The organism is Aminobacter aminovorans (assembly GCF_900445235.1).
GTDB lineage: Bacteria > Pseudomonadota > Alphaproteobacteria > Rhizobiales > Rhizobiaceae > Aminobacter > Aminobacter aminovorans.
Window position 1 is genome coordinate 2391348 of record NZ_UFSM01000001.1, and the last position, 25900, is coordinate 2417247.

The 25900-nt window shown below is 63.9% G+C and carries 17 protein-coding genes and 1 pseudogene; 11 read left to right on the plus strand and 7 right to left on the minus strand.

All coding sequences use genetic code 11. The features are described from left to right. Window positions 1–17 precede the first annotated feature (17 nt). The 10 genes and pseudogenes from DY201_RS11720 (at window position 18) to DY201_RS11765 (ending at window position 11321) form a co-directional block, all read left to right on the plus strand. Window positions 18–1189 (plus strand): annotated as a pseudogene (locus tag DY201_RS11720) (Gfo/Idh/MocA family protein). 147 nt (window positions 1190–1336) lie between these two features. Next, window positions 1337–3112, plus strand: coding sequence for an inverse autotransporter beta domain-containing protein (locus DY201_RS11725; RefSeq protein WP_115731349.1), 1776 nt, complete (start codon window positions 1337–1339; stop codon window positions 3110–3112). Beyond that, window positions 3109–3639, plus strand: a complete 531-nt coding sequence (locus DY201_RS11730) for a right-handed parallel beta-helix repeat-containing protein (protein ID WP_115731350.1) — start codon at window positions 3109–3111, stop codon at window positions 3637–3639. The genes DY201_RS11725 and DY201_RS11730 overlap by 4 nt, the downstream gene beginning before the upstream one ends. 140 nt (window positions 3640–3779) lie before the next feature. Continuing rightward, window positions 3780–3893: a universal stress protein gene (locus DY201_RS11735; protein ID WP_115731351.1), complete on the plus strand. Its 114-nt coding sequence runs from the start codon at window positions 3780–3782 to the stop codon at window positions 3891–3893. A gap of 202 nt (window positions 3894–4095) precedes the next feature. Next, complete coding sequence (locus DY201_RS11740) at window positions 4096–6396, plus strand: right-handed parallel beta-helix repeat-containing protein (protein ID WP_115731352.1); 2301 nt, start codon at window positions 4096–4098, stop codon at window positions 6394–6396. 159 nt (window positions 6397–6555) lie between these two features. Beyond that, window positions 6556–7002 carry a universal stress protein gene (locus DY201_RS11745; protein WP_115731353.1) on the plus strand — a complete coding sequence of 149 codons (447 nt, stop codon included), beginning with the start codon at window positions 6556–6558 and terminating at the stop codon, window positions 7000–7002. Between the two features lie 189 nt (window positions 7003–7191). Next, window positions 7192–8214: an amino acid ABC transporter substrate-binding protein gene (locus DY201_RS11750; RefSeq protein ID WP_115731354.1), complete on the plus strand. Its 1023-nt coding sequence runs from the start codon at window positions 7192–7194 to the stop codon at window positions 8212–8214. A 95-nt stretch (window positions 8215–8309) separates the two neighbouring features. Continuing rightward, on the plus strand, window positions 8310–9458 hold the full coding sequence (locus tag DY201_RS11755; protein ID WP_115731355.1) for an amino acid ABC transporter permease: 1149 nt from the start codon (window positions 8310–8312) through the stop codon (window positions 9456–9458). A gap of 1 nt (window position 9459) precedes the next feature. Then, window positions 9460–10554 (plus strand): amino acid ABC transporter permease, encoded by a 1095-nt coding sequence (locus tag DY201_RS11760; RefSeq protein WP_115731356.1) that lies wholly within the window; start codon window positions 9460–9462, stop codon window positions 10552–10554. Between the two features lie 473 nt (window positions 10555–11027). Continuing rightward, window positions 11028–11321 (plus strand): DUF1236 domain-containing protein, encoded by a 294-nt coding sequence (locus DY201_RS11765; protein ID WP_115733740.1) that lies wholly within the window; start codon window positions 11028–11030, stop codon window positions 11319–11321. Window positions 11322–11483: 162 nt separating this feature from the next. Here the strand turns inward: DY201_RS11765 and DY201_RS11770 are convergent, their stop codons facing one another. The 7 genes from DY201_RS11770 to DY201_RS11800 form a co-directional block, all read right to left on the minus strand. Then, window positions 11484–12533, minus strand: a complete 1050-nt coding sequence (locus DY201_RS11770) for a sulfate/molybdate ABC transporter ATP-binding protein (protein WP_115731357.1) — start codon at window positions 12531–12533, stop codon at window positions 11484–11486. A 13-nt stretch (window positions 12534–12546) separates the two neighbouring features. After that, window positions 12547–13431: a sulfate ABC transporter permease subunit CysW gene (gene cysW, locus DY201_RS11775; protein WP_115731358.1), complete on the minus strand. Its 885-nt coding sequence runs from the start codon at window positions 13429–13431 to the stop codon at window positions 12547–12549. Beyond that, complete coding sequence (gene cysT / locus DY201_RS11780; RefSeq protein WP_115731359.1) at window positions 13424–14275, minus strand: sulfate ABC transporter permease subunit CysT; 852 nt, start codon at window positions 14273–14275, stop codon at window positions 13424–13426. The genes cysW and cysT overlap by 8 nt, the downstream gene beginning before the upstream one ends. Window positions 14276–14297: 22 nt before the next feature. After that, the gene (locus DY201_RS11785; RefSeq protein ID WP_115731360.1) at window positions 14298–15326 is read right to left on the minus strand and encodes a sulfate ABC transporter substrate-binding protein; all 1029 of its coding nucleotides are present in this window, start codon (window positions 15324–15326) and stop codon (window positions 14298–14300) included. 219 nt (window positions 15327–15545) lie between these two features. Then, window positions 15546–15920, minus strand: a complete 375-nt coding sequence (locus DY201_RS11790) for a DUF7674 family protein (RefSeq protein WP_115731361.1) — start codon at window positions 15918–15920, stop codon at window positions 15546–15548. Window positions 15921–15943: 23 nt separating this feature from the next. Next, window positions 15944–17998: a penicillin-binding protein 1C gene (gene pbpC, locus DY201_RS11795; protein ID WP_165916051.1), complete on the minus strand. Its 2055-nt coding sequence runs from the start codon at window positions 17996–17998 to the stop codon at window positions 15944–15946. A gap of 189 nt (window positions 17999–18187) precedes the next feature. Further along, a complete protein-coding gene (locus DY201_RS11800) occupies window positions 18188–23671 on the minus strand; it encodes an alpha-2-macroglobulin family protein (protein WP_425358723.1) in 5484 nt (1827 codons plus the stop codon). 286 nt (window positions 23672–23957) lie between these two features. On the opposite strand from DY201_RS11800, the gene DY201_RS11805 reads away from it, so the two are divergent. Then, window positions 23958–25892 carry an autotransporter assembly complex protein TamA gene (locus DY201_RS11805; RefSeq protein ID WP_115731364.1) on the plus strand — a complete coding sequence of 645 codons (1935 nt, stop codon included), beginning with the start codon at window positions 23958–23960 and terminating at the stop codon, window positions 25890–25892. The last annotated feature ends 8 nt before the right edge of the window (window positions 25893–25900 follow it).

The following is a 25900-nucleotide window of genomic DNA, read 5'->3' on the forward strand; positions in this document are numbered from 1 at the left end:
TAAGGGAGGACACAAGCATGGTCGGTGCATCGAAATCGGGAAACGGCAGCGGCCCGATCCGCTACGGCATGGTCGGCGGCGGGCAGGCGCCTTCATCGGCGGTGTACACCGCATCGCCGCCCGCATGGACGGCGATTTCCAGCTCGTCGCCGGCGCGCTGTCGTCTAATCCGGAGCGTGCCAAGGCCTCCGCAGCCGAGATCGGCCTCGATCCCGAGCGTAGCTACACCTCCTATGCCGAGATGGCCAAGGCCGAAGCAAAACGCCCCGACGGCATCGAGGCGGTGGCCATCGTCACGCCCAACAACGTCCATTTCCCCGCCGCCAAGGCCTTCCTCGAGGCTGGCATCCACGTCATCTGCGACAAGCCGCTGACGGCGACGCTTGCCGAGGCGAAAAAGCTCGCCGCACTGGTCGAGAAGACCGGCAAGGTCTTCGTGCTCACCCACAACTATACCGGCTATCCGATGATCCGGCAGGCACGCGAGATGGTCGCCAAGGGACAACTCGGTGACATCAGGGTCGTCCAGGCCGAATACCCGCAGGATTGGCTGACCGAGGACCTCGCCGCCACCGGCCAGAAGCAGGCCTCCTGGCGCGCCGATCCGAAACAGTCGGGAGTCGGCGGCGCCACCGGCGACATCGGCACCCATGCCTACAATCTCGCCCGCTTCGTCACCGGCCTCGAACTCGACAGCCTGTCGGCGGATCTCGACGCCTTCGTGCCGGGCCGGCTGCTCGACGACAACGTCAACGTCATGTTGCGCTTCAAGGGTGGGGCCAAGGGCATGATCTGGGCAAGCCAGGTGGCACCTGGTCATGAGAACGGGCTCAAGCTGCGCGTCTATGGCTCCAAGGGGGGCATCGAATGGGTGCAGGCCGATCCGAACTATCTCTGGTACACGCCCTTCGGCCAACCCAAACAACTGATCACCCGTGGTGGCGTCGGCGCTGGCCAAGCTGCGGCCCGCGTCACCCGCGTGCCGTCCGGCCACCCGGAAGGCTATCTCGAGGGTTTCGCCAACATCTACCAGGAAGCCGCCAGAGCCATCCGCGCGGCACGCAGGAAGGGCGGCAGGCCGGGCAGAGACGTTGTCTACCCGACAGTGCTGGATGGCGTCGAAGGCGTCGCCTTTGTCGAAGCCTGCGTGCGGTCGTCGAAGAAAAACGCGACGTGGACGAAGCTTTAGGGGGCGGGCTTTGGCAAACGCCTGTGAGGTGACATTGGCCACTGGCGACGCTCCCGAACCAACTTTGGTACCATCGTTCTGGTCAGCTAGCCGCGCTCGGCAGGTCGTGGCAACCAGCGGTTCCTTGCATCTGCTGGACATCCATTCATGCATTCGAGATGGGCTCTTTCCGCGTCCTTGTTGGCGATCTGCGCCGTTTCATCAGCTCACGCGGAAGACCTCCTGGCCAAGCGCTGGGGGCCATGGGTCGAAACTGGCGGGCAGTTCGGCAAGGGCCGTTCACTCGGTGAGATGAACCTGTTCGTTCCGCTGCTCCAGAACAGCGACACGCTTGTCTTCACCGATCTGCGCGGCAAGTTCGACAACAACGATTCCGTTGAAGGCAATTTCGGGCTTGGCATCAGGCACATGCTGCCGTCCGGCTGGAACCTGGGAGCCTATGGCTATTACGACATCCGCCGCTCGCCCTATGGCAACACGTTTCACCAGCTGACGCTCGGCGCTGAGGCCCTGGGCGAGGTCTTCGACCTGCGCGCCAACGCCTACCTGCCGGTCGGCGAGACCGAGCGGCGAATGGACCTCGGCGCGACCGCGACAGTTGGTCCCTGGAGCAGCCAGGCGGTCCTGACCGGCACGTCGCTGGCGATCCAACACCAGGCGGTGCAGACGACAACCACCAGCTACAGGGTCGAGAAGGCGCTGGCGGGCGCCGACGCCGAGATCGGCATCAGGCTGCCGGTGTTCGAGCCGGATTCGGGCTTCGACATGCGCGCCTTTGTCGGCGGCTATTATTTCGGCGGCTCCGACGTGGAGGCGATTGCCGGCCCACGCGCGCGGCTCGAATTCACCGCCGCAGACTTCGTCGATCTTCCCGGCGTGAAGCTGACCGCCGGGCTGACCTTCCAGTATGACGACGTCCGCGGCGATCAATGGATCACCCAGGCGCGGCTGCGTATTCCCCTGCAAGCTGCTTCATCCGCCGAACGCGAGCCGCTGTCCTACATGGAGCGGCGCATGACGGATACCGTGGTGCGAGATGTCGACATCGTGTCGAACACCCGCAACGGGGCCAGGTCGAGGAACGATACGCTCACCTCCACCGAAGACGCTGTGAACACGTGGAACGGCAAGACCATCACATCGGTCGTGCGGATCGACGGGACGACGCAGGACCAGGCCGCCCTCCAGGCCGCGCTCGACAGCGTCGGGGCCCAAGGCATCGTGCTCTTGAACGGCAACCTCGCTGCGACGGGCGCCATTTCCCTCAACGACAAGCAGTTGCTCGTCGGCGGCGGCACCGTCCTCAAGCTCAAGGGCGCGACAAGCGGTGTTGATGTCGACTATGCTGCAGCGGGCAGTGCGGGCCGCATTTCCGGTGCGGCCACCGACACCCTGGTCAGGATGGCCACGGACAGCGCGATGCGCGGGATCTCCGTCGAGAACACCTCGTCGAATGCCAACTCCTGGGCCATATCAGGTGCCAGCGGCGCCAGCCTGCGCGACGTTGCCGTCGTTTCGGCTACCAACGGGGTTAGGGTCGACGGCACAGCGAACTTCACCCTTCAGGGCGGCAGCATCACTGCCGCCACAGGCAGCGCCATCGCCATCACCAACAGCACCGGGGTCAGCATCGGCGGCGCCACCATCGTCCAGAATGGCGCCAGCGGCATCGGTATCGTCGTCGACAATGTCGCAGGCCGTATCGAGGGCAACACCATCACCACCAATGGCAATGGCAACGGCTATGACGATGCCCATTCGTTGGCGCGCCCGGCCCATGGCCTGTCGGTCAGCAACAGCGGCGGCCTGACCATCGCCAACAACTCCATCACCACCAATGGTGAGCAGGCCAACGGCATCGACGTAGCCGGTAGCGCCGGTATTGCAATTTCCGGCAACACCATCACCACAACAACTACATGAGCCGTGGCATCCACTTGCGCGAGAGCAATGGGGCACTCATTTCCGCCAACACCATCGCAACCAACACGACCGATGACAGGAACTGGTCGTATCTGACGATCGCGTTTGGCCTCATCACCGACAGAAGCAGCAACCTGACTATCAGCGACAACGTGATCTCGACCCGCATGCGTGGCGGAAATGGCGTTTATCTGCGTTACGGTGGCGACAATGTCGTTTCCGGCAACGCGGTAACGACCCACGGAACGAGCGCCCACGCCATCTCTTCTGTGCGCTCAAGCTCCAACATCGTCAGCGGCAACGTCCTGACAGCCACCAATGTTGGCAGTTCATACGGCGTCTACCTTGGCATCCTGAGCCACAACGGGGTTGTGGAGAACAATGTAGTCACCGCAGCGAGTGGAACCGGAGTTCTGGTCAACACCTCTTCCGGCGTGGTGGTACGCGACAATCGCCTCGTCGGGCGAGGCAACAGCGGTGTTTTCACAACGGAATTCGACACTGTCATCACCGGAAACACGCCGTAGGGTACCTTCGCCTACGGCTGCCGGCCCGTCGACGCAAGGCCGGGACCGGTCATGCGACCTGCACCTATTTGACCTGGTCAAAACCGAAACGGCTGTGAGTGCTACACCTTGCCTCGAAGGCATCGAGAAAGGGGAATTGCATGTACAGCCACACTCTTGTTGCGACCGATGGATCGATCCTCTCACAAAAGGGTGTCGAGCACGCCCTCAAGCTGGCCAAGAGCGTCGGAAGCAAGGCCACTATCGTCATTTGAACGCCGCGAGCCGTCGCTTCGAACGGGCGGTTCCATTCTCCCGACTTCGACGTGGCTGCGCTGATGCCACCAAGGCCGCTGCTCGCGCTGCCAACTGACGCGACGCTCCCGAACCAACTTTGGTACCATCTTTCCAACCGGCTAGCCGCGCTCTGCGGCGCGTGGCAACCAGCAGTTCCTTGCATCTGCTGGACATCCATTCATGCATTCGAGATGGGCCCTTTCGGCGTCGCTTTTGGCGATCTGTTCCGCGTCATCAGCCCACGCGGAAGACATCCTGGCCAAGCGCTGGGGCCCATGGGTCGAAACCGGCGGGCAGTTCAGCAAGGGCCGTTCACTCGGTGAGATGAACCTGTTCGTTCCGGTGCTCCAGAACAGCGACACGCTCGTCTTCACCGATCTGCGCGGCAAGTTCGACAACAACGATTCCGTTGAAGGCAATTTCGGGCTTGGCATCAGGCACATGCTGCCGTCCGGCTGGAACCTCGGTGCCTATGGCTACTATGACGTCCGCCGTTCGGCCTATGGCAACATTTTCCATCAAGTGACGCTCGGCGCTGAAGCTCTGAGCGAGGTCTTCGACCTGCGCGCCAACGCCTACCTGCCGGTCGGCGAGACCGAGCGGCGAATGGACCTCGGCGCGACCGCGACAGTTGGTCCCTGGAGCAGCCAGGCGGTCCTGACCGGCACGTCGCTGGCGATCCAACACCAGGCGGTGCAGACGACAACCACCAGCTACAGGGTCGAGAAGGCGCTGGCGGGCGCCGACGCCGAGATCGGCATCAGGCTGCCGGTGTTCGAGCCGGATTCGGGCTTCGACATGCGCGCCTTTGTCGGCGGCTATTATTTCGGCGGCTCCGACGTGGAGGCGATTGCCGGCCCACGCGCGCGGCTCGAATTCACCGCCGCAGACTTCGTCGATCTTCCCGGCGTGAAGCTGACCGCCGGGCTGACCTTCCAGTATGACGACGTCCGCGGCGATCAATGGATCACCCAGGCGCGGCTGCGTATTCCCCTGCAAGCTGCTTCATCCGCCGGGCGCGAGCCGCTGTCCTACATGGAACGGCGCATGACCGACACGGTGGTGCGCGACGTCGATATCGTCTCGACCACCCGCAACGGAACCAGGTCGAGGAACGATACGCTCACCTCGTCCGAAGATGCGGTCAACGCGTGGAACGGCAAGACCATCACCTCGGTCGTGCGGATCGACGGCACGACCCAGGATCAGACCGCCCTCCAGGCCGCGCTCGACAGCGTCGGTGCCGACGGCATCGTTCTGTTGAACGGCAACCTTGCTGCGACAGGCGGAGTTTCCCTCAACGACAAGCAGTTGCTCGTCGGCGGCGGCACCGTCCTCAAGCTCAAGGGCGCGACAAGCGGTGTTGCTGTCGACTATGCTGCAGCGGGCAGTGCGGGCCGCATTTCCGGTGCGGCCACCGACACCCTGGTCAGGATGGCCACGGACAGCGCCATGCGCGGGATCTCCGTCGAGAACACCTCGTCGAATGCCAACTCCTGGGCCATATCAGGTGCCAGCGGCGCCAGCCTGCGCGACGTTGCCGTCGTTTCGGCTGCCAACGGGGTGAGGGTCGACGGCACAGCGAACTTCACCCTTCAGGGCGGCAGCATCACTGCCGCCACAGGCAGCGCCATCGCCATCACCCACAGCACCGGGGTCAGCATCGGCGGCGCCACTATCGTCCAGAATGGCGCCAGCGGCATCGGCATCGTCGCCGATAATGTCGCAGGCCGTATCGAGGGCAACACCATCACCACCAATGGCAATGGCAGCGGCTACAACGACGCCCATTCGTTGGCGCGTCCGGCCCATGGCCTGTCGGTCAGCAACAGCGGCGGCCTGACGATCGCCAACAACGTCATCACCATCAATGGCGAACTGGCCAACGGCATCAACGTCACCGGTAGCGCCGGTATCGCAATTTCCGGCAACAGGGTGACCACCAACAATTACATGAGCCGCGGGATACGCCTTGTCGACAGCGGCGGCGCCACCATTGCCGGCAACACCGTGGCCACCAACACAACGAACGATACCTACCTGTCGCTCTACACGGCGGCCTTCGGCATCATGACCGAAGGAAGCGACAACCTGACGGTGAGCGGCAATTCTGTGACGACGCGCGCGCGCGGCGCTACCGGCATCCTTCTGCGCTACGGCGCCAACAGCACCATATCAGGAAACACAGTGACGACTAACGGCGAGAACGCAACGGCCGTCGCCGTGGTGGGGTCAGCCTCCAACACTGTCAGCGGCAACACCCTGACGACCACGAACCCGAACAATTCGCATGGTGTGTCCATAGGCTTCAACAGCCACAACGGGTTGGTGGAAAACAACACCGTGACTTCAGCTGGTCCGCATGGCGTTTATGTCTGGTCCTCCGGCGTGGCCGTACGCGACAATCGCCTCGTCGGGCGAGGCAACAGCGGTGTTCTGACAACGGCAGGCGACACCATCGTCACTGGAAACACGCCGTAAGGAGGCCTTCGTCGAAGGCTGCACGCGCTCGCCTCGGAAAGAGCGCGGCCCGGAGCAGACTTTGGTCATGTGACCTGCACTGCTATTTGACCTATGTCAAAATCGAAACGGCGGTGAGTGCTACACCTTGCCTCGATGTCATCGAGAAAGGGTAATTGCATGTACAGCCACATTCTTGTTGCGACCGATGGATCGATCATCTCACAAAAGGGTGTCGAGCACGGCCTCAAGCTGGCCAAGAGCGTCGGAAGCAAGACCACTATTGTCATCGTGACAAAGCCGTTCCCGCTGCTGGGCACGACGGTGACGGGCTGGGTCGCAGGGGACAACGACATTCGCCGCTATGACGCCAGCCAGAAGGAGTTTGCCGAGACGATCCTGGGGTCGGCCAAACAAGTCGCCGACGAAATCGGCATCGCCCCTGACCTTGTTCAGGTTACGGCCGATTCTGCCGCGGAAGCCATCGTGGAGAAGGCTCAGAAGCTTGGATGCGACCTGATCGTGATGGCCTCTCATGGCCGTCGTGGGGTCGGCCGTCTGCTCCTGGGTAGCCAGACGGCCAAAGTTGTCCAATACGCCGATACGCCGGTCCTTGTCGTTCGCTAGGCGGCTTTCATTGCGCCGGTCAGGCCAAGTGCAATCCAGACCCGCGGATAATTGTATACATATTGGCCAACATTAATCTTCCAAATCGTACACAATATATGCATACATAGTCCCGCGACAGATCGAGGTGACGCCGTGCCGGGGGAGACATGGCATGGCGGCCTGCGGTCACATCAAGGGAGGGAAAGCATGAAACGTAAATTCCTGGCGCTCTGCGCCGCAACGGCTGCGCTGATGGTGGGCGCGACCGCGGCTCAGTCCGCGACCACGCTCGAGACGGTCAAGGCGCGCGGCAAGTTGATCTGCGGCGTCTCGCTCAGCACGCCTGGCTTTGCCGCGGCCGACGACAAGGGCCGCATGCAGGGCTTTGACGCCGACATCTGCCGCTCGATCGCGGCTGCGGTGTTCGGCGACCCCAACAAGGTCGACTTCGTGCTGACCAACATCAACACGCGCTTCCAGGCGCTGCAGTCCGGTGAGATCGACGTCTTGTCGCGACAGACGACGGCGACCTTCTCGCGCGAAGCCTCGCTTGGCATCGATTTCGGTCCGACCGTGTTCTATGACGGTCAGGGCCTTCTCGTGCCCAAGTCGCTCGGCGTCGCTTCCGCCAAGGAACTGACCGATGCCGCGATCTGCACCTTGCCCGGAACCACCACCTCGCAGAACCTGACCGACTTCTTCCGCACCGTCGGCGGCAAGTTCGAGCTGGTCGTCTTCGAGAGCCCCGACGAGAACCGTGCCGCCTTCTATTCCGGCCGCTGCGAGGCAATCTCGTCCGACCGTTCCGACTTGGCCTCGATCCGCGCGGTCGCCAACAATCCCGATGACTACGTGCTGCTGCCCGAAACCATCTCCAAGGAGCCGCTGGCGCCCGCCGTGCGCCAGAACGATTCCAACTGGCGCGACATCGTTTCGTGGTCGGTCTACATGCTGATGGCCGCCGAGGAGAAGGGCATCACCCAGGCCAATGTCGACGAGATGGCGAAAAGCGAGGATCCCGAGATCCAGCGCATGCTGGGCGGCGCCGACGAGCTCGGCAAGATGCTCAGCCTCGACAACAAGTGGGGCTACAACATCATCAAGGGCGTCGGCAACTACGCCGAGGTGTTCGACCGCAATCTCGGCGAAAAGACCAAGCTCGGAATGACGCGTGGTCCCAACACGCAGTGGAACGCCGGGGGCCTGCTCTACGCACCGCCGGTCCGCTAAGAACTGCAAGGTCCGCGCCGTAACCTGGCGCGGACCTTGTTCTTGTCCTCCTGGCTCCGGCTATCTGTCATCGGCTTTCGGACATCGGCGCGCCCATGCTGTTTTTGAACGACGCGCGGTTTCGCGCGGTCTTCTACCAATTTCTGGCCATTTCGCTGGTGCTGCTCGCCGCCTGGGCGATGTACGCGACCGCGAGCGCGAACCTGGCCAAGCAGGACATCGCCACCGGCTTCGACTTCCTCTCCAGACAGGCCGGCATCGCCATCAGCGAAAGCTCGATCGCCTACGGGCCGACCGACACGGTGGCCCGCGCCATTCTCGTCGGGCTGATCAACACCATCAAGGTATCATTCCTCGCTGCATTGTTCGGCACCATCATCGGCGTGCTCGTCGGCATCGGACGCATGTCGACAAACCCGCTGCTCAGCCGGCTGATGCTTGCCTATGTCGAGCTGCTGCGCAACGTGCCGCTGCTGCTCTATCTGTTCCTGTGGTATTTCCTGATAATCCTGGTGTTCCCGCCGGTACGCCAGGCGATCCAGCTGTTTCCCGGCTTCTTCCTGTCCAACAGCGGCCTCGCCATGCCTGCGGTCGAATGGCAGAGCGGTTTCGGGCTGACCTTCGCAGCGCTGGCGTTCGGCATAGTCGCGGCACTCGTCGTGCGCGCTGTCAGCCAGCGCCGGCGCATCCAAAGCGGCAAGGCCAATGCCGGCTTGATTTTTGCGCTCGTCCTGCTCGTGCTGCCGGTGCTCGCCGTCTGGGCCAGTGGCGCGGTTTCGCTGTCGTGGAGCGCACCGGAGGCCGGGCGTTTCCGCCTCACCGGCGGGCTGCAGATCCGCCCGGAGTTCGTGGCACTGCTCGTCGGCCTGATGCTCAACCTGTCGGCCAGCGTCGCCGAAATCGTCCGCGCCGGCATCCAGGCGGTAAGCCGGGGCCAGTGGGAAGCCGCTCAGGCGCTTGGCCTGCCGCGCTCGCGCACGCTCAGGCTCGTCGTGCTGCCGCAGGCGCTCAGGGTCATCATCCCGCCTTTGACCAACACCTATCTCACCGTGTTCAAGAATAGCTCGCTGGCCATCGCCATCGGCTATCCCGACCTCGTGATGGTGTCCAACACAATCATGAACCAGACCGGCCAGGCGATGGAGACCATCGCAATATTCATGGGCATCTATCTCGGCCTGTCGGTGGCGATCTCGCTGTTCATGAACTGGTACAATGCGCGTGTCGCGCTGAAGGCGCGTTGAGATGAGCGAGACCCAAGTCCTTCCCGCATCCATCGATCCCGTTGCCCGCCCGGCGCGGCGCTCCGAGTGGCGCGCAGCCTATTTCGGCACCCCCGGCAATGCGCTGACCACGCTGGTCTGCGGCGCGCTGATCCTGCTCCTTGCCAAGCTCGCCTTCGGCTGGCTGTTCATGAACGCCGTCTTCGACGGCGGCGCCGATGCCTGCAAGCAAAGCTCCGGCGCCTGCTGGCCGTTCCTCGCCGACAAGCTGCGCTACATGCTGTTCGGCTTCTATCCGTTCGAGGAGCAATGGCGCCCGCTGGTGGCGCTTCTGCTGTTCCTCGGTGCCTGCGGCGTGTCGATGCTCCCGCGCGTCTGGGGCAGGGGCCTGCTGCTGGCCTGGGCGATCGTCATCCTGCCCATGCTCTATGTGCTGATGGCGGGCGGCATTTTCGGCCTGACCGCGGTTCCAACGTCGAAATGGGGCGGCCTGCCGCTATCGTTCATGCTGTCCTTCGTCGGCCTGGCTTTCGCGCTTCCGCTCGGCATCGGGCTGGCGCTGGCGCGCGCCTCGCATCTGCTGGCGATCCGCGTGCTTGGTGTCGGCTTCATCGAACTGGTGCGCGGCGTGCCGCTGATCAGCATCCTGTTCATGGCTGCCGTCATGCTGCCGCTGTTCATGCCGGATGGCGTCACCATCGACAAGCTGTTGCGCGCCCAGGTCGCGATTATCCTGTTTGCCGCCGCCTACATCGCCGAGATCGTGCGTGGCGGCTTGCAGGACGTGCCTTCGGGCCAGTTAGAGGCCGGCCGGGCGCTCGGGCTGCATTACTGGCAGGTCATGTTCAAGATCGTTTTGCCGCAGGCGCTGAAGAAGGTCATCCCGGCGCTGGTCGGGCTGTTCATCGCCTTCTTCCAGGACACCACGCTGGTCACTATCATCGGCCTGCTGGATTTTCTCGACACCGTGCGTACCGCCCTGCGAGATCCCGACTGGCAAGGCATCGCCGTGCTTGAGGGGTATGTCTTTGCCGCTGCGGTCTACTTCCTGTTCAGCGCGCTGATGGGCGCCTACAGCCGGTTCCTTGAGCGGCATTTCAATACTTCGTATCGGTAAAAGCCTGCGATTACGCGTTTCGTCTGACGGGCTCGCATTACCTCACGGGCTATAGCCTTGACCGTCTTCCAGCTCGACCCGGCATGCTGCATGTCGCTCAACAGCGTCTTTGATGTATGCAGGCGAAGAGTCGTCCAAACATCGGTCGATGTAGTCGTTTGTTCGGCCCGCTTCCAACCAAATCCACCAAATGCCAGCAAAGGCGACTATTGCTAGCGCGCACTTCCACCACCACAGGGTTGACTTCGACCACCGAGACATAGCCCATTCTACCCGAATGATGGTTGACGACTACCGGGTGCCATCCTCTGCATCTCGGCGCTGATCATCCAGACTTGAAGCCGGCTTTTCAAACACCCCAATCACGGCTGGCGCCCACTTGCTCAGCGCCAGCAGCGGCGGTCGGCCCAAAAATCACGGAACCGTTTTGCTCCTTGCCGGTTGTTAACCCATCAACCGAGGAGGAGAGTGATATGACTTTCCGAACTACACTTGCCGTAACTATCGTTCTTGCGAGCACCGCATTTGCGGCCGCTCAGACTGTGGTCGTGACACCTGAAGAACAAGTGGTCGTCCGGGAATATGTCAAGGCCAATCCGGTGGTCGTTGAACGGCCATCCAACTTCGAGCTGGTCCTTGGAGCCATCATTCCCGACATTCTCAAGCCAGGCGCCCTTGCCGACAACAAGTATCAGTATGTCGTGATGGACGGCCGTACTGTTCTCATCGACCCGCAGACCCGTAAGGTCGTCTACATCATGGACTGATGGAGAGACCCTGATGGGGGTTCAGTTGCAGCCCCAGCACAAAGGTTAGCGAGGTGTCGCCGGGCGGTGGCACCTCGCACTTCGTTTCAACGGGCGGGCGGTTCCAGGGTTCGGGCGAACCCGCGCAACCGGCAGCGCCCCGATATTCATCCCTCGACAGGTTTAGGCCTCGACAGGTTTGGGAAACACCTTCCAGCGCTTCGGCCTGAATGCCACCCGGCTTTTCTGGATGGCGGGGTGGCCTACTGGCAGCTCGATTTCGATACGTTCGCGGCCGCCACCGATCTCCAGTTCGACCCGACGGGTGCCGGCAACGCGCCGGCTCGCCGCCACCGTGCCGGCAATGCAGCCATTGCACTCTTCAAGCAGCTCGATGTCGTGCGGGCGGAAATAGAGGGTCGCCTCGCCATCGGCCAGTTCTGGCGTCGCCAGCCCGATCGGGCGGTCCGATATCCAGACTTGGCCATCCTCGATCTTGACCGGCAGCGAGCTCGATTCGCCGATGAAGCCGTAGACGAAGGGCGAATTGGGCGTGTCGTAGACCTCGTCTGCGGTGCCGATCTGCTCGATGCGGCCCTGGCTCATCACCACCACCCGGTCGGCGAGTTCCAGCGCCTCTTCCTGGTCGTGGGTAACGAAGATCGTGGTGTGGCCGGTGGCGTCGTGAATCTCGCGCAGCCAGCGCCTGAGCTCGCGCCTGACCTGGGCGTCAAGCGCGCCGAACGGCTCGTCGAGCAGCAGCACCTTGGGCTCGATCGCCATGGCGCGGGCAAGAGCCACGCGCTGGCGCTGGCCGCCCGAAAGTTGTGCCGGGTAACGCTTTTCCAGACCACTGAGCTGCACCAGGTCGAGCAGTTCCGAGGCGCGGCGGCGGATCTCGGCTCTGGTCGGGCGTTTGGCCGAGGGCCTGACCTTCAGGCCGAAGCCGATATTGTCGGCCACCGTCATGTGGCGGAACAGGGCGTAATGCTGGAAGACGAAGCCTACATTGCGCTCCTGGATCGTCCGGTTCGAGGCATCCTCGTCGCCGAAGAAGATCGTGCCGCGCGTCGGCCTTTCGAGACCTGCGATGAGGCGAAGAAGCGTGGTCTTGCCCGAGCCAGAGGGGCCGAGCAGCGCGATCAGCTCGCCCGACCTGATGTCGAGCGAGACGTCGCGCAGCGCCGGAAACCGGTCGAATTCCTTGCGCACATTTGAAACGCGAACTTCCATCAGTCGACCTCTGTCAGTGTCCGCGCGTGGCGGCGATCTCGGCGCCATAGCGGAGCTCGAGAAGGGTTTTGAGCACAAGCGTCACAAGCGCGAGGCCGGCGAGCACGGACGCCACGGCAAAGGCGCCGACGGCATTGTATTCGTTGTAGAGGATCTCGACATGCAGCGGCATGGTGTTGGTCATGCCCCTGATGTGGCCCGAGACGACCGAGACGGCGCCGAACTCGCCCATGGCACGCGCGTTGCACAGCAGAACGCCATAGAGCAGGCCCCATTTGATGTTGGGCAAGGTGACATGCCAGAAGGTCTGCCAGCCATTGGCGCCGAGCGAAAGGGCTGCTTCCTCGTCGCCGGTGCCCTGTTCCTGCATCAGCGGGATCAGTTCGCGGGCAACGAAGGGGAAGGTGACGAAGACAGTCGCCAGAACGATGCCGGGGACGGCAAACAGGATGACGATGCCGTGCATCTTGAGCCACGGCCCAAGCAGGCTCTGGGCGCCGAACAACAGCACGTAGACGAGGCCTGAAATGACCGGCGAGACCGAGAAGGGCAGGTCGATCAACGTGATCAGGAAGGCCTTGCGATTGAACTCGAACTTGGCGACGGCCCAGGCGGCGGCGACGCCGAACACCAGGTTGAGCGGCACCGAGATGACGGCGACCAGAAGTGTAAGCCTGATCGCAGCAATCGTGTCGTGCTCGTTGATGGCTTCGAGAAAGGCGCCGATGCCGCGTGAAAATGCCTGCTCGAACACCACCACCAGCGGCAGAAGCAGGAAGACGGCGAGGAAGCCGAAGGCGACAAGCATCAAGGCTGCGCGGGCCCAAGGCCGTTCAGTCACCGCAAGCGAGGCGTGCTCGTGATGGACGTCTGCGGGGTAAAGCTCTGGATCAGCCATAGCGCTTGCGGGTCCACGACTGGATGAGGTTGATGACGAGCAGCATCGCAAACGACAGCGCCAGCATGATCGTGGCGATCGCGGTTGCCGCGGCGTAGTCGTATTCCTCGAGCCGGATGACGATCAGCAGCGGTGCGATTTCAGAGATGTATGGCAGGTTGCCGGCGATGAAGATGACAGAGCCATATTCGCCGACGCCACGCGCGAAGGCGAGCGCGAAGCCGGTTACAACGGCGGGCGCCAGCCCCGGAAACAGCACCAGGAAGATGGTCTGGAAGCGGTTGGCGCCGAGTGTCGCGGCGGCTTCCTCGACCTCCTTGTCGATCTCCTCGATGATCGGCTGCACCGTGCGCACGACGAAGGGCAGGCCAATGAAGACCAGCGCGATGACGATGCCGAGCGGGGTGTAGGCGACCTTGATGCCAAGCGGCGCCAACAGCGCGCCCATCCAGCCTTTCGGCGAGTACAGCGTGGTCAGCGCGATGCCCGCCACTGCCGTCGGCAGGGCGAAAGGCAGGTCGACCATCGCATCGATGACGCGGCGGCCGGGAAAGCGGTAGCGCACCAGTACCCAGGCGACGATGGTGCCGAACACCACGTTGATGCTTGCTGCAATGAAGGCCGTGCCGAAGCTGATTTCCAGCGCCTTGACGGTGCGGCGGTCGGTGGCGATGGCCCAGAAATCGGTCCAGCCAAGCGATGCCGAACGCCAGACGAGCCCGGAGAGCGGGATGAGGATGATGAGCGTGAGGTAGGCAAGCGAGAAGCCGAGCGTCAATCCGAAACCCGGAATGACGCTCGGCTGTCTGAACCGCCACCCCGCCTTGGCGGGTGCTGTGGTCATATCGTCCTGGTCTTACCTTGGCTTACTGGGCCGGCTTGTAGATCTGGTCGAATATACCACCATCTCCGAAGTGATAGGGCTGTGCTTTCTTCCATCCGCCGAAAATCGGGTCGTCGATAGAAACCAGTTTCAGTTCGTGCTGCTTCTGCAGGTCACCGGCCGGCACCAGCTCCGGCTTGGACGGCCGGTAGTGATGCTTGGCAGCGATGGTCTGGCCTTCCGCCGAGTAGAGGTAGTTGAGGTAGGCTTCGGCCACCTTGCGGGTGCCCTTGGCGTCGACATTGGCGTCGACCACGGCGACCGGCGGCTCGGCCAGGATCGACTGCGGCGGGAAGACGATGTCGAACTTGTCCGCACCGAACTCGTCGAGCGCCAGATAGGCCTCGTTCTCCCAGGCGAGCAATACGTCGCCCTGTTCACGCTCGGCGAAGGTCACCGTCGAGCCGCGGGCGCCGGTGTCGAGGATCGGCACATGGGCGTAGAGATTGCCGACGAATTCCTTGATCTTGGTCTCTTCGCCTGCGAACTGGCCATTGGCCCAGGCCCAGGCCGCGAGGTAGTTCCAGCGTGCGCCGCCCGAAGTCTTCGGGTTCGGCGTGATCACCTGGACGCCGTCCTTGATCAGGTCGCCCCAGTCATTGATGCCTTTGGGGTTGCCCTTGCGCACCAGGAAGATGATCGTCGAAGTGTAGGGCGAGGCATTGTTGGGCAGCTTCGAGCGCCAGTCGTGATTGATCTTTTTCGACTTTTCGACGATCGCGGTGATGTCGCTTTCGAGTGCCAGCGTGACCACGTCGGCGTCGAGACCGTCGATCACCGCACGCGCCTGCTTGCCAGAGCCGCCATGCGACTGCTGGATCGTCACCGTCTCGCCGCTCTCCGCCTTCCAGTGCTTGGCGAAGGCCTCGTTGTACTCCTTGTACAACTCGCGCGTCGGGTCATAGGAGACGTTGAGGAGCGTCGTATCGGCATAGGCAAGGCCCAGGCCACCGAGTTGCACTGCGCCGGCCAGCACGGCCGAGAGCAGGATGGTTCTGCGTGAAGTCGTCATTTCCGCCTCCGTTCGAATATGGTTCTACTCTATCGAACTGGTAGAAATTAGATGCGGCGAATGTTCCGAATTTCGCGCCGCACCGGCAAATTTCGTGCGAACTGCCGGGGCGCCGGAAATTTTTTTGCTCGCTGAAAAAGTCCCACACCGCCTGCGCGATCGAAACGTTCGACACGAACGATGAGAGTTAGGGGAGGCGAAGCGGGCGGCAAGGGGCCGTCAGGCCTTGGCGATCTGTCCCGACCAGAATCGTTCGGCCTCGATCCAACGCCGCGCGGCGAGCGGGCCCAGCCACTGTTTCAGCTGATCCGGCGACGTGGATTTGTGAAGGTTCAGGTTCTGGAGGTCTTCCAGCAGCCCGATGGTCGCCGCTTCCTGTACCAGCTCATCGCCGTCGGCGAGCCAACGCTCGACGACCGTGAAGATTTGCTGAAGCTCATCGGTCCGGCCGCTCTCCAGCTTGCCGACCGCGTGGCGAGCCAGATCCCCCAGGGCCAGGTAAAGCGGCAGCTCGATCTGGTCACGCCATTTGTCCAGAAACGCGTCCCAGACCGGCTGGAATGTCGGGTCGACTTCCAGAAGTACGTCGAACATGTTCAGCCGCGAGATCAAATCATCTACTCCACGAACACCCTGACACTCGCTGCGCGTCCTGCCGCATCGATGACGGTCAGTGTGGAAAAACCTGCGCCGTCGGGCTGCCAGGTCGCCTCGCGTCGGCGGGCGAGGGTGGCAAGCGGCTTGCCGTTGGCAAGCCAGCGGAACGGGGCGCGGCCACCCTGCAGCTTGAGCACCAGCGGCGCGGCGGCTGAGGTCGCGGCACCCAGCTCGACGCGGGCGCCGTCGGGTGGGAAGACGATTTGCGGCGCAGGTTCGGTGATGGCGGCGGCGACGATCGGCAGTTCGGTCGCGGTCGAAAAGCGCTCCAGCGTCACCGGCAGGTCGGCGCGGGCGGTGCGCAGCGTGCCGGCCGGCGGGCGCGACAGCGGCATTGACGGCAGGCCGGAACGGGCAAAGCCCTCGAACAGGATGGGGGCAGCCGAGACATAACCCGACAGTCCGGGCACCGCACCAGCGTCGGGGCGGCCGGCCCAAACGCCGAGAACGTAGCGACCGTCGTAGCCGATCGACCAGGCGTCACGGTAGCCGTAGGAGGTGCCGGTCTTGTAGGCGATGGCGCGCTTGGCCGCGCCCTCGGGCGGCTTGACACCTGCAAGGATGTCGGCGATCTGCCAGGTGGCCTGCTCTTCAAGAATGGTGCCATTGGCAAGCGGGGCAGGGACCTGCGCCTCCGCTCCGTCGCGCAAGACCTTGGCGCGGCCGCCATTGGCGAGCCCGGTGTAGAGCTGGACGAGGTCGCGCAGGCTCACGCCTACGCCGCCTAGGCCGATGGCGAGGCCCGGCACCTCATTCGGCGGCAGTTGCGGGGTGACACCGGCTTGGCGGAAACGCGCCGTCAGCCGCTGCGGCCCGACCGCGTCGAGCAGCCGGATCGCCGGCACGTTGAGCGACAGTTGCAGCGCCTGGCGCACCGACACGTCACCCTGGTAGCTCATGTCGAAATTCTTGGGTCGGTAGCCGCCGAAATCGGCCGGCCGGTCCTCGATCATCGTCTCCTGCGCCACCAGCCCCTGTTCAAAGGCGAGGCCGTAGATAAACGGCTTCAGCGTCGAGCCGGGCGAACGCACGGTGCGGGTCATGTCGATCCAGCCGGAGCGCGAGGCATCGAAGAAGTTGGCTGAGCCGACTTCGCCGAGGATTTCGCCCGTCATCGCGTCGGCCAGAACCATGGCAACCGAGATTTTCGGGCCGAGCCGGATGGCTGCCTCGCGGGCCACGACCTCCAGTCCTTCCTGCACGTTTCTGCGCAAGGTCAACTGGCGGCGGACGGGCCCGGGCAGGTTGCGAAGTGCGGCGTCTGACACGTGCGGCGCAAGCTGCGGCAAGGCGAGCCGGGTGGCCGCCACCATTTCCAGCGAGGCTCGTGCCGCCTCGTTCTCGCCGAGCAGGCCCGCCGTCACCATACGCTCGAGCACGCGGTCGCGCGCGGCCTGGGCATTTGCCGGGTTGCGGTCGGGCCGGCGCCGCTCGGGCAATTGCGGCAGGGCGACGAGCAGGGCCGCCTCGGAAACCGTCAGCCGCCTCGGCTCCTTGCCGAAATAGGCAAGGGCTGCCGCGCGCACGCCTTCAAGGTTGCCGCCATAGGGCGCGAGCGTCAGGTAGCGCTCGAGGATTTCTTCCTTTGACAGCCGCCGTTCTATCTGGATGGCGCGGGCCAATTGCTTGAACTTGGAACTGAGGCTGCGGCTTTCGCGCGGCTCGATCAGGCGGGCCAGCTGCATCGACAGCGTCGAACCACCCGAGACGATGCGGCCGTTGCTGAGGAACTGCCATGCCGCGCGGCCCAGCGCCAGCATGTCGACGCCCTCATGGTCCCAGAAACGCTTGTCCTCATAGGCGACCAGCATCTTCACCAGCTGAGGGTCGACCTGGTCGAGGCCGACGCCAAGCCGCCAGTGGCCGGATGGCGTCGCATAGGCGCGCAACAGCTGACCGTCGCGGTCAAGCACTTCGGCTGAGACAGTCAGTTTTTCCGGCAAAGGCGGCGGAAAGGTTTGGTCGAGCGCGACCAGGCCGCCAAAGGCAAGGGCGGCAAGGCTGACAGCGCCCATTGCCCAGAGGGCGATCCTGCGCGTGGTCTTTGCTCTGTCCCTCACCCTTGGCCTCTTACTGTGCATGGGGCGAGGGGGGCATCGACGCTAGTCCCTTCTCCCCGCTCACGGGGAGAAGGTGCCGGCAGTCGGTTGAGGGGCAGCGCGAAGCATGCCGCCGAAGTCGTTGCCAGGCTGAAAGCAGACATCCTATTCCGCTTTCACCTCCATCATGCCAGTGGCCGTCCGTGCCGAATATTGCGGACGGTACATGTCTTCTACGTTTGCAGCCGGATGCGCGTAGGTGCCGGGTGTCACCGCGCGCACGACATAGGCCAGCGTGAATTCCTGGTCCGAGCCTCCGCTGCTGTTCATCGCGGCGACGAAGCGGTCGTTGCGGAATTCGAGATGGGCGGCTTCCGTCTGCTCCAGCCAGGAGAAGTTCGACAGGTTGGCGCTGTTGACCAGTCCCGGGTTGTCGATCTCGAAGCCGGCCGGCAGCATGTCGGCCACCACCACGCGCGAGGGCCAGTCGTTCAGCTCGTTTATCTTGAGCACGACAACGAAGCGCTCGTTCTGCTTGACCTCAGTGACGTTGGCCTCGCTGCCGTCGAGCCGGTAGTAGGTGCGCTCGATGGTGAAGCCGTCGCCGCCGGCGGGCAGCGGCTGGGCAGGTGCTGCGACTGTGGTCACCACGGCCTGCAGTGCGTCCTTGCCGGTGTTGGCGATGACGATCGGGTTGGTCAGAAGCGCAGCACCGTCGACGCGTTCGGAATAGGCGCCGTTGTGGGCCGTGCCGTTGACGTCGAGCGAGATCGCCTCGTTGCCGGCTTTCAACGCGCGCGCCGCAAGCAACATCCAGGCGTCGTCCTGGGTGCTGGTCCAGCGGGCCGCGGCACGATCGGCCGCCACCATCTTTACCAGCGCCGGCACCACCGAAGGCAATGGCTTGCTTTCGGCGGCGAGCGCCAGCATGGCGGCGCCATCGCGCAGGCGCGAGCCATAATCGGAGCGGTACCAATTATGCTCGGTCGTCGTCTTGGCGATCTGCAGGGCAGTGCCGAACAGGCTTTCCGAGCGCTGGGCATCGCCATAGAGCGCCAGGCTCGCGCCGAGCTGGGCCACTGCCATCGCGCTGGAGAAGGCCTCCAGCTTGGTGTCGGCGAAGTAGCGCAGGTCGCCGACCGAAGCCTTCTTGTTGCGCGCCAGCACATAGAGCGCATAGGCAATCTCGGAACCGCGATCCTCGACGTCGACGTCATAGCCGACCGAATTCTGCAGGTTGTTAAGCGCCTGCATCATCGCCTGCTGTGGCACTTCGAAGTTCTTTTCGCGCGCCCGGGTCAGGAAGTCGGTGACATAGGCGTCGAGCCACAGATCGCCCGAGCCCGGCCCCCACAGGCCGAAGCTGCCCGACGAGGCCTGGTAGTTGAGCACGCGGTAGATGGCACCCTGGATACGCTCGCGCAACTCGGGATCTTCGGCCATGCCGTTCTCGGCGCTGAGTTCGCTGACATAGAGCAGCGGCAGCGCCCGGCTGGTCGTCTGCTCGGCGCAACCATAGGGGTAGCGATCGAGCGTCATCAGCAGCGACGGTACGTCGAAGGCCGAAGCCAGCGACACACCGACGCTGACATGGGCATCGTCGAGCAGGCTCGCCGCCAACAGTTCCTTGTCGACGCGCAGCGAGGTGGCGGGCTTGAGGTCGACGACCATACGGGTCGTCACCGGCAACTGGCCGGGGCGCACCGGCAGCGACAGCTCCTGCTCGACCTCCAGGCCATCGGCATTGGCGAGCTTGATGGTCAGCCCGGCGGTGCCTGCGGTGACAGGCATCAGCGGGATCCTGATCGTTTGTCGCTTGCCCGGCTCGAGAGTCAGCTTCTCGGGCAAGGCGGCATCGCCGGTCGACAGGTCGCCTGTCGTTGCCACCGAAAGGCTGTAGTCGCCCGCCGGTGCGTCGGTGTTGGCGATGTCGAGGGTCATCTCGGCGAAGTCGCCCGGTGCCATGAAGCGTGGCATGCCCGCGGTCAGCACGATCGGATCGCGCACGATGACGTCGCCGGTGGCGTGGCCGACGGCAGTCTTGGTCCAGGCGACGCTCATCACGCGCACCGTGCCGTTGAATTGCGGGATGTCGAAATCGACTGTCGTCTCGCCGTCGGCGTCGAGCTCGACGATGCCGGAGAAGAAGGCGACGAGCTTTTCCTTGGGTGGGCTGCCTTGCGAGGTCAGTGCGGCACCGTCGCCGCCGGTGCGCAGCTTGCCCATGGCACCCAGCGAGCCGTCGATCAGGCGGCCATAGAGGTCGCGCAGTTCAAGCCCCAGCATGCGCTGGCCGAAGTACCAGCCTTCCGGGTCCGGCACCTTGTAGTTGGTCAGGTTGAGGATGCCGACATCGACGGCCGCGACCGTGACATAGGCCTTTTCGCCTGCCGCGGCCCCGGTCACCGAAACCGGGATCGACAGCGCCTTGCGCGGTTCGGTCTTCTCGGGCAGCGCAAGTGTAACGCTGAGCTTCTTGTCGGCGGGATCGACCGCCAGCCATTTCAGGCCGATGGCGCGGGCCGGCATGCGCGATTCCTGCGCGTCGCCGGGGCGGTAGAGCGTTGCGGTCACATAGGCGCCTGCGCCCCAGTCGTCACCGACGGGGATGTCGACGGTGGCGCCGCCTTCGGGAATGCTGGCCGTCACGGTCTTGAGCAGCTTTTCGGCGCCGATGGTCACCAAAAGCTCGCCGGCAAAACGCGGCGAGACCTGGAGTTTTGCGACCTCGCCGGGGGCATAGCTTTCCTTGTCGAGCGCGACTTCGAGGCCGTCGGGCGTCTCGGTCGAGGTCGCCGAGACATACCAGCCGGCGTCGAATTCATAGCTCGTTGCCGGGCCGGCGGGATCGGCTGTTTCAACCTCGAGGCGGTAGCGGCCCCAGTCGACGGGCAGCGCAACCGTTGCCTCCGCCCCGGCGCTGAGGTCGACCTGGCCGGTGGCCACAGACTTGGTGAAGGTCACCGGCTCGTAGTTCCACGAGTTGCCGGAGCGGTACCACTGATAGTTCCGCTCAACCTTGACCAGCGACCACTGCGCGCCTTTCTGGTCTGCACGCTTGCCGCCGGGTTCGGCGGCGATCAGGCTGAACTTGGCGGTGCCGCCCTGCGGCACTTCCTCGCCCGAAAAGTCGGGACGGATGCCGATCATCGTCGCCTGCGGACGGATGCCGATGTCGAGCTTTTCCTCGACGGCGCGTCCGCCCGTCTCGCGCATGCGCACGCTGAGGGCTGCATTGATCAGGCGCGTCGTCGACGGCAGCTGGTCGACGGAGACGGGGAAAGTCGCTTTGCCGTCATCGCCGACGACAGGCAGGTCGGTCAGCGGAATGCGCGTAGCTTCGCCTTCCTGCTCGTCGGCGAGGCCGAAATAATAGCCCTTGAAGCTGTCCCACTGGCGCTTGGTCGACAGTGTCAGCTCGCCTTCGAGTGCCAGGCCCGCAGCGGGTGCGCCATAGAGGAAGCGGCCGTCGACGGTGGCTTCTGCGGTTTCGCCAGCGGCGATCTCGCTACGGTCGGAAGTCAGTGTGAACTCGATGCGGTCGGGCACGAAATCCTCGACCAGGAACATCTGGCTCGATACCGCCGGCTGCTTCGGATCGGTGTGGATGGCAAGCGTCCAGGTGCCGCGCATGGCGGCGGTGGAGAGCGGCAGGTCGACGCTGTGGCCGCCTGCATTGCCGTCCTGGCTGACGACGCGCCGGTCCTCGACGCCGTCGGGACGGGTGAAGATGAAGGTCAGCGGCAGATTGTCGACGCCCTTGGCGGCATCGTCGCGTGCAAGGGCTGCCGCATGCACGGTTTCGCCGACGCGGTAGATTCCGCGCTCGGTCCAGGCGTAGACGTCCAGTGCACCGGGAGCAGCGCGGCCGGTGACGCCTCGGTCGGACAGGTCGAAGCCGGCGCGGGTCATGTCGAGGAAGACGAAGTCGGCGTCGCCCTGCTTGGCCATCAGCACTGCCGGCGCCAGGCCGCCATTGCCGCGGGTCAGGCCCGGGTTGAAGGTGGCGCGACCCTCGGCGTCGGTCTTGCCGGTACCAAGGATCTCATTGTTGCGGGCAAGCAGCGTCAGCTCCGCATCAGCGATCGGCCTGGCCGAGGCGAGCGATCGGGCGAACACGTTGAGCCCGTCCTGGCCGGTATAGGTCGAAAGCCCGATATCGGAGACGACGAACCACTGCGTCGCCTTGGTCGCCCAGGTGTCGCTCTTGTCGTCGACAGGCTGGGCGGTCAGGACATAGACGCCTGGCTTGCGGTTGGGCAGCGCCTCGTCGACCGGGAAGGAGGTCGTTACATCCTTGTTGAGCTCGTTGGTGATCGCCAACTGGCCTTCCCACACCGGCTCGCCCATCTGGTCGGCAATGGAAGAAAGGTCATAGCCGTCGAGCTGGCGCAGGAACTGGTAGCCGGACAGAAGTTGCGCCAGCGAGCGGTCGCCGATGCGGTAGAGCTTCATGTCGGCGGCTTCCATGTTGACTGTGACAACAGGGATGCCGCGGCGGGCGGTCGACGGCAAAACGAAGCTGTCGCCGGTGAAGCGGGCCGACTGGCCGCGATCCTGGACATAGACCGACAGCACGACGGGCGCTTCCAGCACCTCGCCGAGGGCTGCCGGCAGGCCGGAGCGGAAGGTCACGCGGTAGTGCTGGCCATGCTGGAGGCCTTCGACGCAGATTTGCTGGTCCTTGGCCTCGACGCTCTTCGGCGCCGCATCGTCGATGGTGACGAAGGGGGCATAGTCGACTCCCGATTTGACCAGCGCCTCGGAGAATTGGGCGCAGACGCGTGGTGAGGTGGTATCTGCGTCGATGGTGTGCTCGACGACGCGGAAGCCTTTTCGTGCCTTGAGGTCTTCGTATTCGGCGCGGACCGCGGCCGAATTGTCGAGTGCGAGGCTCGCCTCATAGGCCTGCAGCGAGGGGCGGAACATATCGCGCTTGTCGAGACCGCGCGCCAGAAGCGCCAGCGTCTCGGCGCGATTGCTGGCCGAGCGCGACAAGAGATAGGCAGTGTAGGCGGTCGACGTCGTGTCGCGCTGCAGGGATGCCGTTTCTTCGCCATTGATCGGCGACACGGTCGGCGTGGCGCGGGCGAGACGGGTCCAGATCGCGGCGTCGTCGGGCAGGATGATCGCGGCGGCACGGAATTTCTGCATCGCGGTGCGGCCGTCGCCGCTCAGCAGCGCCTGTTCGCCGGCATCGATCAGCGCGGCGAGGCCGAGCGCGGGATCGACGACCGGATTGCTGGTCAGCCCGCTGCGGTACTGGCGTGCCTCGTCGACCATCGAGGCCGGGAAGAAGGAGAGTTCGGCGGGTGCGCCGATGTCTGCTTCACCGCTGACCGGCACGACCTTACCGGCAACAGCGCCGGTGAAAGGCTTGATGACGGCGAAGTCGGATTTCAGGAAGCACCATTTCGCCTTGGTGTTGTAGGTGAAGGCGCGGCAGGACTGGTCACCCATGCATGAGGTCTGGCACTGGTCGAGGCTGACATTCTGCTCCGAACGCAGGTCGAAACCGAAATAATCCGAGTTTTCGGTCGTCACGACGCGCCGGGCTTCGACTGCCGCAGCCTCGAATGTGTTGCCCAGCCCGAATGCCGCCGCCAGAACGAGAAGAACGAATACCGGAAAAGCCCGCACCGCACGCATCGTCAAATCCCTCCACCACCCTGATTGTCGCTCGAGACGACATGTTAAGCTTGCCACAGTCCAGTCAATACTGCAGCCATGCAGGCCTGTCCTGCTACGTTAATACTTGTCTTGGACGCTGTGCATGATATTGCCCGCCCATGCGGATCGCTCCGATGACAACACCCGAATCCCTGGCCCGGCTGTCGTTCATTTGCCCAATGAATTCTGACATATCGAATGTGGCTGCTTTACGAAATGCCAGAAACTTCATTCCAATTTTAGGATTGGGAGTTACCTTGGCTTGATGTTTGTGCGGCGTTTGCGTGGATTCGACAGACCGACGTTCGCCCGTGCGCTTCCGCGCGCGGCGGTTGCAATGCTGTTGTCGTCCAGCATCCTGGCTGTGGAAACCCAGCGCGCCGCCGCCTTCGAAATCTTCGGAATCAAGCTGTGGGGCTCGTCGAAGGAGGATGACGCCGACGTCGTCGACCCACTCGACTATGCCGTAACCTTCGAGGTCGACACCTCGGACGACGACCTCAAGGAGGCGATCGAAAATGCCTCGCTGCTCAAAGGCGAGGAGGATCGGCCGGTGTCCGGGTCGCTCGGCCTGCTCGCCAAGGCGCGCAACGACCGCGAACGCCTCGTCGCCGCGCTGTTTTCCAAGGCGCGCTATGACGGTGTCGTCAAAATTTCCATCGCCGGCAAGAACCTCGACGATCTCGCTCCCGACGCAGTCTTCGACGGGCCACAGCCGGTTCCTGTCAGCGTCACGGTCCAGCCCGGTTCGATGTTCACACTCGGCGATGTGGTGCTCAAGGGCGATGCCGCCAACATCAGGGGCGCCGATTTTGGCCTGATCGCTGGCGGCAATGCGGCCTCCGACGCCATCCTGAAGGCTGAGGCCGGCATCGTACGCGCGCTCAAGGAAGAGGGCAGGCCGCTCGCCAAGGTAACCAGCCGCACCATCGTTGCCGACCACGCCACCACCACGCTGGACGTCACCCTCGACGTCGCAGCCGGTCCGATCGCCGGTTATGGCGAAACGACGGTCGAGGGCACCGAGGCGGTCGACCGCGACTTCACCGTCTATATGACCGGGCTCGAGCCCGGCCGGAAATATTCGCCCAAGGAGATCGAGGAGGCGCGCAACCGCCTTCTGGCGCTCGAAGTGTTCAGCTCGGTGTCGATCAACGAAGCCCTCGCGCTCGATCCGACCGGCAACATCCCGATGGATGTCCGCGTCAGCGAGCGCAAGATGCGTTACTTCGGTGCCGGCGCCACCTATTCCAACACCGAAGGTGCGGGGCTCGAAGGCTACTGGGGCCACCGCAACCTGTTCGGCCGTGCCGAAAAGCTGCGCATCAGTGGTTCGATCGGCCGCATCAGCGACACCACCGAACTCGGCAAGCTCAACTACAATGCCGGCATCATGTTCGAGAAGCCAGGTGTCATCGGGCCTGCTTCGAAGTTCTTTGCCAACCTCAAGGCGTCCTATGAGCACCCCGACGCCTATGACATCTTCTCGGTCAAGGGAAATGCCGGCGTCTCCTACGAGCTGACCAGGCAACAGACCGTCTCGGCCTCGCTCGCGGTCGACTATTCCGACATCGAGGACGCTCTCAATCCAGACGGCAAGCGCTACCTGCTGGTGTCGACGCCGCTGCAATATGCCTTCGACAACCGCGACGACAAGCTCAACCCGACGCGCGGCTTCCGTGCGCTCGCTTATATCGAGCCGACCTATGACGCGCTGAACGGCAATACCTTCGTCAAGCTCAAGGGCGAGGGCTCGGCTTATTACGGGCTCGGCGATCAGAACCGGTTCGTTCTCGCCGGCCGCGTTGCCATGGGCTCGATCCTCGGCGCCGGCCTCGACGACGTGCCGGCCGATCGGCGCTTCTATTCCGGTGGCGGCGGCTCGGTACGCGGCTACGCCTATCAGGGCATCGGCCCGGAGCTCAACGGCAAGCCGACCGGCGGCCTGTCCTATGCCGAAACCTCGGTCGAGATCCGCTATGCCGTCAACGACAAGATCGGCATCGTGCCGTTCATCGATGCCGGCACCGTCTCGGCCAAGCAATTCCCCGATTTCGGCACCGTAAAGGTCGGTGCCGGTATCGGCGTCCGCTATCTCACCCCGTTCGGCCCGCTGCGCGTCGATGTCGCCGTGCCGCTCAATCCGGGGCCGGGCGATCCCAGCTATGGCTTCTACGCCGGCGTCGGCCAGGCGTTCTGACCGCGATG

Excerpts from the sequence above, each read along its gene's own strand:
- DY201_RS11725 (WP_115731349.1), top strand. The coding sequence starts at position 1,337 with ATGCATTCGAGATGGGCTCTTTCCGCGTCCTTGTTGGCGATCTGCGCC.
- DY201_RS11730 (WP_115731350.1), top strand. The coding sequence starts at position 3,109 with ATGAGCCGTGGCATCCACTTGCGCGAGAGCAATGGGGCACTCATTTCC.
- DY201_RS11735 (WP_115731351.1), top strand. The coding sequence starts at position 3,780 with ATGTACAGCCACACTCTTGTTGCGACCGATGGATCGATCCTCTCACAA.
- DY201_RS11740 (WP_115731352.1), top strand. The coding sequence starts at position 4,096 with ATGCATTCGAGATGGGCCCTTTCGGCGTCGCTTTTGGCGATCTGTTCC.
- DY201_RS11745 (WP_115731353.1), top strand. The coding sequence starts at position 6,556 with ATGTACAGCCACATTCTTGTTGCGACCGATGGATCGATCATCTCACAA.
- DY201_RS11750 (WP_115731354.1), top strand. The coding sequence starts at position 7,192 with ATGAAACGTAAATTCCTGGCGCTCTGCGCCGCAACGGCTGCGCTGATG.
- DY201_RS11755 (WP_115731355.1), top strand. The coding sequence starts at position 8,310 with ATGCTGTTTTTGAACGACGCGCGGTTTCGCGCGGTCTTCTACCAATTT.
- DY201_RS11760 (WP_115731356.1), top strand. The coding sequence starts at position 9,460 with ATGAGCGAGACCCAAGTCCTTCCCGCATCCATCGATCCCGTTGCCCGC.
- DY201_RS11765 (WP_115733740.1), top strand. The coding sequence starts at position 11,028 with ATGACTTTCCGAACTACACTTGCCGTAACTATCGTTCTTGCGAGCACC.
- DY201_RS11770 (WP_115731357.1), bottom strand. The coding sequence starts at position 12,533 with ATGGAAGTTCGCGTTTCAAATGTGCGCAAGGAATTCGACCGGTTTCCG.
- cysW (WP_115731358.1), bottom strand. The coding sequence starts at position 13,431 with ATGGCTGATCCAGAGCTTTACCCCGCAGACGTCCATCACGAGCACGCC.
- cysT (WP_115731359.1), bottom strand. The coding sequence starts at position 14,275 with ATGACCACAGCACCCGCCAAGGCGGGGTGGCGGTTCAGACAGCCGAGC.
- DY201_RS11785 (WP_115731360.1), bottom strand. The coding sequence starts at position 15,326 with ATGACGACTTCACGCAGAACCATCCTGCTCTCGGCCGTGCTGGCCGGC.
- DY201_RS11790 (WP_115731361.1), bottom strand. The coding sequence starts at position 15,920 with ATGTTCGACGTACTTCTGGAAGTCGACCCGACATTCCAGCCGGTCTGG.
- pbpC (WP_165916051.1), bottom strand. The coding sequence starts at position 17,998 with ATGGGCGCTGTCAGCCTTGCCGCCCTTGCCTTTGGCGGCCTGGTCGCG.
- DY201_RS11800 (WP_425358723.1), bottom strand. The coding sequence starts at position 23,671 with ATGCGTGCGGTGCGGGCTTTTCCGGTATTCGTTCTTCTCGTTCTGGCG.
- DY201_RS11805 (WP_115731364.1), top strand. The coding sequence starts at position 23,958 with ATGTTTGTGCGGCGTTTGCGTGGATTCGACAGACCGACGTTCGCCCGT.